Annotated in this window: 5 protein-coding genes; all 5 read left to right on the forward strand. The window is 40.4% G+C overall.

The window, feature by feature from the left end:
- The first annotated feature begins 128 nt into the window (after positions 1-128).
- The 5 genes from cmk (at position 129) to pyrF (ending at position 4,335) form a co-directional block, all read left to right on the forward strand.
- Positions 129-836 (forward strand): (d)CMP kinase, encoded by a 708-nt coding sequence (gene cmk / locus ACEYX7_RS10600; RefSeq protein WP_374900554.1) that lies wholly within the window; start codon positions 129-131, stop codon positions 834-836.
- Between the two features lie 151 nt (positions 837-987).
- On the forward strand, positions 988-2,670 hold the full coding sequence (rpsA, locus tag ACEYX7_RS10605) for a 30S ribosomal protein S1 (RefSeq protein WP_374805441.1): 1,683 nt from the start codon (positions 988-990) through the stop codon (positions 2,668-2,670).
- Positions 2,671-2,876: 206 nt separating this feature from the next.
- Positions 2,877-3,188, forward strand: a complete 312-nt coding sequence (locus ACEYX7_RS10610; protein ID WP_374805439.1) for an integration host factor subunit beta — start codon at positions 2,877-2,879, stop codon at positions 3,186-3,188.
- Positions 3,189-3,208: 20 nt separating this feature from the next.
- Positions 3,209-3,580 (forward strand): lipopolysaccharide assembly protein LapA domain-containing protein, encoded by a 372-nt coding sequence (locus ACEYX7_RS10615; protein ID WP_374805438.1) that lies wholly within the window; start codon positions 3,209-3,211, stop codon positions 3,578-3,580.
- Between the two features lie 62 nt (positions 3,581-3,642).
- Positions 3,643-4,335, forward strand: coding sequence for an orotidine-5'-phosphate decarboxylase (gene pyrF, locus ACEYX7_RS10620; protein ID WP_374805436.1), 693 nt, complete (start codon positions 3,643-3,645; stop codon positions 4,333-4,335).
- The last annotated feature ends 86 nt before the right edge of the window (positions 4,336-4,421 follow it).

Below are 4,421 nucleotides of genomic sequence, written 5' to 3' on the forward strand. Positions count from 1 at the left end.
CATTGGGCATCAGTAAGTGTTAGTCTATTCATATAATCAGAATAACTGATTTTCTTTGTATGTCAACACACCCTAGAATAAATTTTTATGCTAAACTAACGACATTAATTTTAACTGGTTGAAAAATAATGAGCATTCAAATTATTACTGTTGATGGTCCAAGTGGCTCGGGCAAAGGTACATTGGCAGCGATGTTGGCACAGCATTTCGGCTATCATTTACTGGATTCTGGGGCGATTTATCGTTTGTTGGGCTTAAAATTGCAACAGATGAATTTGTTAGACCCATTATTGGCTGAAATTGAACAAAATCAATCGGATAAAATTTTAGTAGAATGCCAAAAAATCGCTGAACAGCTCGATATTGCATTTATTAGCGAACAGGATGGCTTAAAAATCTTATTAGATGGACAAGATGTCAGCCAAACGATCCGCACTGAAGAAGTCGGTAGCTATGCCTCAAAAGTGGCAGCAGTTCCAGTGTTGCGTGAAGCGTTATTACAAAGACAACGTGATTTTGCAAAAGCCCCAGGTTTAGTTGCGGATGGTCGCGACATGGCAACAGTGGTTTTCCCTGATGCACCAGTGAAAATTTTCCTGACCGCATCTGCCCAATCTCGTGCAGAAAGACGTGTAAAACAGTTGCAAAAACTAGGTGAAGTCGCTAAAATAGACGGCATTTTAGCTCAGATCGAAATGCGTGACCGCCGTGATATTGAACGCAGTGCGTCACCATTAAAGCCCGCAGCTGATGCAAAAATCATCGATAGCTCAAATATGAGCATTGATGACGTGTTTGCAGAGATGTTGGCTTATGCTCAATCAAAAATGGTTTAAATTAAATAAAATCAGTTGATTGTGTCGAGCAAACCAATTTTTAATCATTTTTTAGCAGTGTATAAAATGAATCGGATTATCTGTTTTATGTGCTGTGTAACCAAACCGAGCTTGTCTGATTCCAAGCCGTTAATTTGAAATTAGGTATCACATGACCGAATCTTTTGCAGCCCTCTTTGAAGCCAGCGAATCAAACTTTAGCATCGAAAAAGGTGCTTTAATCCAAGGTACAGTTGTAAGCATTGATGCTGACTGGGTTACTGTTGACACAGGCTTAAAATCTGAAGGTGTTGTTGCTCGTGCAGAGTTCTTGAATGAACAACGCGAATTAGAAGTTAAAGTTGGCGATAACGTTGATGTTGTTGTAGAACAAGTTGACAACGGTATGGGGCAAACTGTACTTTCTCGTGAAAAAGCAAAACGTGCTGAAACTTGGACTAAACTTGAAAAAATCTTTGAAGATGGCGAAATCGTTACTGGTATGATTTCTGGTAAAGTTAAAGGTGGTTTCACTGTAGATATCGGTCTTGTACGTGCATTCTTACCAGGTTCTTTAGTTGATACACGTCCTATCCGTGACACAACTCACCTAGAAGGCAAAGAGCTTGAATTCAAAGTAATCAAGTTAGATGCAAAACGCAACAACGTTGTCGTTTCTCGCCGTGCAGTAATGGAAGCTGAATCTTCTGCTGACCGTGAAGAATTGTTGTCTAAACTTGAAGAAGGTCAAACCGTTACTGGTACAATCAAAAACTTAACCGAATATGGTGCGTTTGTTGATTTGGGCGGTATCGATGGCTTGTTACATATCACTGACATGGCTTGGAAACGCATTAAGCATCCATCAGAAGTGGTAGAAGTGGGTCAAGAAGTTACTGTTAAAGTATTGAAATTTGATCGTGACAAAAACCGTGTATCTTTGGGCTTGAAACAATTGGGTCAAGATCCTTGGATGGAAATCATGAGCCGTTATCCAAAAGGCTCTATCGTGAAAGCACGCGTTACTAACTTGACTGACTACGGTTGTTTCGCTGAAATCGCTGAAGGCGTAGAAGGTTTGGTACACGTTTCTGAAATGGACCACACTAACAAAAACATTCACCCATCTAAAGTTGTTCAAATCGGCGATGAAGTTGATGTGATGGTATTGGAAGTGGACGAAGAACGTCGTCGTATTTCTTTAGGTATCAAACAAACTCGTGCTAACCCATGGGAAGAGTTTGCTAAAGCACACGACAAAGGTCAAAAAGTTTCAGGTGCGATCAAATCAATCACTGACTTTGGTATCTTCATCGGTTTAGACGGTGGTATCGATGGTCTTGTTCACTTGTCTGACATTTCTTGGAATGAGCAAGGCGAAGAAGCAATCCGTCGTTACAAGAAAGGTGACACTGTAGAAGCTGTTATCTTGTCTGTAGATGCTGAAGGCAACCGTATTTCTTTAGGTATCAAACAGTTAAACAACGATCCATTCAATGACTTCTTGGCTGCGAATGAGCGTGGTGCTTTGGTTAAAGGTACTGTAACTGCTGTTGATGCAAAAGGTGCAACAGTTAAATTGGCTGACGACATCGAAGCTCAATTGAAAGCATCTGAAATCAACCGTGATCGCGTTGAAGATGCAACTAAATTCTTAGAAGTTGGTCAAGAAGTTGAAGCGAAAATTGTTAACGTAGATCGCAAATCTCGTACAATCAACTTGTCTATCAAAGCGAAAGACGAAGCTGAAGAGAAAGAAGCGTTGAACGCTGCTCGTCAAACTGCTGCGAAAGCTGTTGAAGGCAACGGTCCTAAGACAATTGGTGACTTGATCAAACAACAACAACAACGTTAATCTTGTATTAGCGTTGTGATGGAAACTCAAAATGACTAATCAGTTTTGGGTTTTCATCAATAAAAATTACTTAAATACTGATTTTATTTCAGAATTTAGTAAAAATGATCAAAAAGGTGGTGTAGAAAATCATTCTATACTACCTTTTTTTTTTCAAATAAGTTAAGATGTATCACATTGAAAAACCTTGTAATAAGGAACATTTTATGAGTAATGAAGCATTAAATAAATCTGAGCTAATTGTACGCATCGCTGAAAAAAATCCACAGCTTTCAGAAGCAGTCGTAGAAGATGCTGTAAAAGTCATGTTAGACCAAATGATCGATACATTAGCCGATAATCAACGGATTGAAATTCGTGGCTTTGGTAGCTTTGCACTGCACCATCGTCAGCCACGCTTAGGACGTAACCCTAAAACTGGTAGTAAAGTTGATGTTGCGGCGAAGGCAGTTCCACATTTCAAGCCAGGTAAAGCATTACGTGATGCAGTGAATGCAAGCCTAGAAGGTAAAAAATAATTTAATAGGTTGACTAATTTATGCGTTTTGTCGTTATTGCGGTATTAGCAGCGGTCTTCGCTTATGCATTAGCCTTAGTTCTTCAAAATGGTACTGAGTTGCCAGTAGATTTATTGTTTACTCAAGTGCCTGCAATGCGTTTGGGTCTACTATTGCTACTGACTTTGGTGCTCGGTGTTATCATCGGTTTGCTGCTTGGTGTACTGATGTTTAAAGTCGTACAAAAGAACTGGGAAATCAACCGCTTACGCAAAGATATTGAACATCTACGTAAAGAGCAGATTGAAAATGCCCAACGTGCAGCGACAGAAGCGGCTCAAGCTGCCAGTCGTGCGGAAAAGGCAGCGACAACACCCATAATTGATCCTAATGAACCACCAAAAGCCCTGTGATTGGGCTTTTTTACTGTCTATATGTTTTATCGTCAACCTTAAATGATAGAGTGAAGCCAAAGATGAGTATTATTGTTGCACTAGATGCCAATCATTTTGATAAAGCCATGCAAATCACTGAGCAACTTGACCCAAAACTGTGTCGTGTAAAAGTAGGAAAAGAACTTTTTACGCAAACAGGCAGCCAAGTCATCAAAGCCTTACACAATCAGGGTTTTGAAGTGTTTTTGGATCTGAAATTCCATGATATTCCAAACACCACTGCACAAGCGGTATTGGCTGCTGCCGATATGGGTGTGTGGATGACTAATGTTCACGCTAGTGGTGGACGTAAAATGATGGAAACTTGTATGGAGCGTCTAGCTCAGCACAATCATCAGATGTATTTGATTGCGGTAACTGTACTGACTTCAATGGCACAGCAGGATCTAGCAGATATTGGTATCGATGCGACACCAGAACAGCATGTATTGCATTTGGCAAAGCTGACTGCGGATTGTGGTTTGCATGGCGTAGTGTGTTCGGCACAAGAAGCACCTTCATTACGTCAAGCGATTACGCAGGCAGATTTCCAATTGATTACCCCAGGTATTCGTCCAGCAGGTAGTAGCCAAGATGACCAACAACGTATCGTGACTCCTGTACAAGCTATGCAAGATGGAGCAAATCATTTGGTGATTGGTCGTCCGATCACCCAATCAGAAAATCCACGTCAAACTTTGCAAGACATTTATCAGAGTTTGCAAAATATTTAAATGTGAGTGGATTAGGGCGTGTTGACAATTAACGCAAATTGATTATTGTTGCAGCCAGATAGATATTAGCAGCAAAAGATTCATCG

The organism is Hubeiibacter jixunmingi (assembly GCF_041928215.1).
In the GTDB taxonomy this organism is placed as follows: domain Bacteria; phylum Pseudomonadota; class Gammaproteobacteria; order Pseudomonadales; family Moraxellaceae; genus Acinetobacter.

Bases quoted from the DNA above. Each gene is read 5' to 3' on its own strand.
- cmk (WP_374900554.1), top strand. From the start codon at position 129: ATGAGCATTCAAATTATTACTGTTGATGGTCCAAGTGGCTCGGGCAAA.
- rpsA (WP_374805441.1), top strand. From the start codon at position 988: ATGACCGAATCTTTTGCAGCCCTCTTTGAAGCCAGCGAATCAAACTTT.
- ACEYX7_RS10610 (WP_374805439.1), top strand. From the start codon at position 2,877: ATGAGTAATGAAGCATTAAATAAATCTGAGCTAATTGTACGCATCGCT.
- ACEYX7_RS10615 (WP_374805438.1), top strand. From the start codon at position 3,209: ATGCGTTTTGTCGTTATTGCGGTATTAGCAGCGGTCTTCGCTTATGCA.
- pyrF (WP_374805436.1), top strand. From the start codon at position 3,643: ATGAGTATTATTGTTGCACTAGATGCCAATCATTTTGATAAAGCCATG.